Annotated in this window: 1 protein-coding gene; it reads right to left on the minus strand. The window is 36.4% G+C overall.

The annotated features are described in order from the left end of the window. A partial coding sequence (locus E1171_RS02695; RefSeq protein WP_155203824.1) for a PAS domain-containing protein occupies positions 1 to 2,375 on the minus strand: 2,375 nt, incomplete at both ends.

A 2,375-nucleotide genomic window follows, 5' to 3' on the forward strand; every position in this document is an offset into this window, starting at 1 on the left:
CTTTTCTTAAAGGAAACTTCTTTTACTTTTGAAAGCTCTATTATTGACTGTATTATTTGATGTAATTTATTGGCTTCCATATCATACATGTTGAAAATTGATAAAGCTTGTTTATCCTTTATATCATGGGTTACTACGGTATGTAAGCCTTTTAAAGTGGAAACAGGGCCACGCAAATCATGATACGCCTTGTAAAGGAAAGTGTCTAGCTCCTTATTTTTAAAAATTAACTCTTTTTCTATCTGTTTCTGCTCACTCATGTCACGAATGATAGTGGAAATGCAATCAATTTGGCCCTCTAAAGATTTATGTGCAATTACTACTTGTGAAACAGGAATGGTCTCTCCGTATTTATTCACTAATTTATTTTCCCCCTTCCAAACACCATTTTCTATAGCATAATCCATTCCCTCATGAAGAATCAAATGACTAATATTCAATCTTTCTTCATCACTTTGTAAGTTGGCAAATTCTGGTAAAGATGCCACTCCATAAAAAGAGAACCCTGCCTGATTAATATATATCGGAACTCCTTTTGCATCAACAATGGCTATGATATCGGATGTGGACTCAATGATTCCCTGCAATCGTTCTTTTTCCATTTCTATCCGACGAATATTGGTTAAATCCTGTCCGATCCCAAATCGTTTAACTATCTTTCTTTTGTGAGGATCAAAGATAGCCCTTGATTGGTAATAGATATTCATCATTCCTCCACTAGGAAGTATGAAACGAAGTAGTCCCTCCTTCCAGGAAGTTTCCTTTATACCTTCCAAGGTTCTGGATAAATCTTCGGGAACAGTTATTTTGACCCATTTTTCCCAAGGAATAACCACCTGCCCTTCATCGGTTTGCTTTTCTATGTTTAGATTAAATAAGCTGGCAAATTCCTTGTCAATTGTTATTTCTTTGGTGGAAATGTCAAATTGCCACTTCCAAATTCTAGCCATTTTCATGGCAAGCTTAAAATATTCATGACTTCGTTCCAAAGCAGCGGTTCGTTGTTTCACCATCAGTTCCAGCTTATCCTGGTACATCCTCAATTCTTCCTCCTTTTTTCGTAGATCAGTGATATCCTGAGATAAGCCAGAAACCCTGAGGATTTTTCCCTTTTCATCCCGAACAAGAATAGCACTGCTTCTTAAATTCCTTAGTTCTCCTTTTCTATTAATTCTAAATTCTACAGAAGCCTTTTCGATATTGCCAGCATACAAGGGATCCAGTGCCTTGCTAACCTTGCCAATATCTTCCGGAAAATAATAATCCCTCTTCAGTTCCTCTACGGACATTATTAAACCTATTTTTTCTTCAGGAATACCAAATAATCTGGCTACAGGAGGGTCTATTTTAAGTTCAATAGCTGGAAGAAAAATTTCCCAGTAAGCTAATCGGGCAAATTCAAGGGTCAAGGTCAATAAATTCTGTTTTTCTCGCAGCTCAATTTCTCTATGCTTGAGTTCAGTAATATCTTGGGTAATTCCAGAGACCATTATGGCTTGTCCACTTTTGTCCCTTATTAAAATAGCGCTTGCTTTTAATTGCCTTATTTCTCCATTTCTAAGGGTTCTGAACTGGGCAGAAGCTTTTCCTGCTTTTTTATTGAAGAGAAGCCCATAACCTGCCCAAAACGATTCATGATCTTCCTCTATTATATATTTTTCCACAACCTCTTCTAAAGGCATAGAAAATTCCTTATCCTCATAAGGAATACCAAATAAGCTAGCCAATGAAAGGTTAACTTTTACTCTTTTGTTAGGAAGGGTGATTTCCCAGTATGCAAGTTGCGCAAACTCAAAAGTTAAGGTTTGTAGTTCCTGCTTCACCCTTAATTCTTCCTCTTTCTCCCTTAATTCCGTAACATCTTGAGTAATCACATAAATTTTATCATCCTTTCCTCTCTCTGGGGAAACCACTATGCCATTGGAAATTAAACTTCTCACTTTTTTCCCCTTCATGATCCGGTATTCAATAAAAACTCTATCAATTCTTTTTTTCGAGACGTTTTTCCACTCCTGCACCCATTTGGGGCGATCTTCTTTTAATACTTTGGATTTAATAAAATCTTCCATATGAATAATCTTAGGAACTTCTCCAGCTGGGTAACCCAGAAGATTGGCTAATTGAGGGCTTAATAAAAATGTTCCGCTATCTAAGGAAAGTTCCCAATAGGCTAATTGGGCAAAATCAAGTGCAAATTCTAATTGCTCCTGTTTAAATCGAAGCTCTTTTTCGTAACCCTTTAGATCCGTTATATCTCTAGAAAATGTAATAAGAGATTCCACTTGACCTTTTTTGTTCTTTTGGGGTAAAATGAAATAATCTACCCATATTTTGGTAAATGGAGACATAAACTCAATACGCTTTTCCTTACCACT

Source organism: Xanthovirga aplysinae (assembly GCF_009711365.1).
In the GTDB taxonomy this organism is placed as follows: Bacteria; Bacteroidota; Bacteroidia; order Cytophagales; family Cyclobacteriaceae; genus Xanthovirga; species Xanthovirga aplysinae.